Source organism: [Flexibacter] sp. ATCC 35208 (assembly GCF_001975825.1).
Lineage (GTDB): Bacteria > Bacteroidota > Bacteroidia > Chitinophagales > Chitinophagaceae > Chitinophaga.
Window position 1 is genome coordinate 1 of record NZ_MTKN01000180.1, and the last position, 1,410, is coordinate 1,410.

Consider the following 1,410-nt stretch of genomic DNA (forward strand, 5'->3'; position numbering starts at 1 on the left):
TGAGTTCTTATGTTTGAAAAAGGAAACATGGCTTCGAGATGAAATGTAACTTTAATTACAAAATCTCTGAGCCATGTTTACAAAGTCACTTAAAGTTACCGATTTTACGGGACAGCACATCTATGTGGGCTTAGATGTCCACTTAAAAAGTTGGATGGTCAGTATTTACAGCGACGAATTTGAGTTAAAGAGTTTTAGCCAGCCACCTGATGCATTAAAACTTGCCAATTATCTTAAGCATCATTATCCCAACGCAACGTTTCATTTAGCTTATGAGGCTGGTTTTTGTGGTTTTTGGATACATCGGGCGTTCAAAGAACAAGGCATAGAATGTATTGTCATTCATGCAGGTGATATACCCAGTAGTGACAAGGAACATAAACGCAAAACGGATGGGGTTGATAGCCGTAAGATTGCTCGCGGTCTGAAAAACAATGAGTTGAACTCCATTTTTGTACCAGGGGAACAACAAGAAGCGGATCGTATGCTAATAAGAGGCAGAGGTAAGGAGGTAAAGGATCTGACTAGTATCAAGAATCGTATTAAAGCTTTTTTGAAGATCTACGGTATTAATATTCCTGAAAATTTTACAGCAGGGAATTGGACAAACAGTTTTACAGAATGGCTGAATCAATTGTCTTTTATTGAACCCAGTAGTAAACTACTGCTTCAAAATTATGTTCAACAGGCTAATTTTCTAATCGCTCAACGCAAACAAGCAGATCAGCAGATACAAGCTTTAGCCAGAGGGTCTTACTACGCCAATAGGGTAAAGCTATTAACTACGATACCGGCTGTTGGCATATTAACAGCAATGACCTTTCTTACAGAAATAGGAGACATAAATAGATTCAAAAATATAGACCACTTATGCAGTTATTGCGGACTTGCACCAGATTGCCGTAATAGTGGACAGACAGAGAGGATCATGGGCATAACCAGACGGGGAAATGCTATCCTTAAAACAATACTGATAGAATGTTCCTGGATGGCTATTAGGAAAGATCCAGCGTTACTACTTTATTACAAACAACTTTTGCCTAGAATGAATGGCAATAAAGCAATAGTAAAAGTTGCCAGAAAGCTATTAAATCGCATTGCTTATGTGATGCGCCATCAACAAGCATATGTAATAGGCTTGGTGGCATAATTTAAGACCGGGTGAGGCGCTGTTGCCGCGCCATCCCCCCTTCCCCCTCCCGGCAGGGTTCCAAACAATGTCAGGAGGTAACAAATATCGATTGATAATTCTTATAAAAACTTTGGTTGCCAATCAATGCAGGAGCGTGTCTGTGGCTTAGTAATAAGACCACTCTTTTGAGTTTGCATGTGGCATCCTATAGAAAATAATACAAGAAATTGCAGCTTGCATAGCAATGTCTGCTTAGAGAAGATTGTTTTTATAGGAAT

At 39.3% G+C, this 1,410-nt stretch carries 1 protein-coding gene; it reads left to right on the top strand.

Annotation, left to right across the window (positions count from 1 at the left end; all coding sequences use genetic code 11):
* The first annotated feature begins 73 nt into the window (after nt 1-73).
* The gene (locus BW716_RS34940) at nt 74-1,150 is read left to right on the top strand and encodes an IS110 family transposase (protein ID WP_083730662.1); all 1,077 of its coding nucleotides are present in this window, start codon (nt 74-76) and stop codon (nt 1,148-1,150) included.
* The last annotated feature ends 260 nt before the right edge of the window (nt 1,151-1,410 follow it).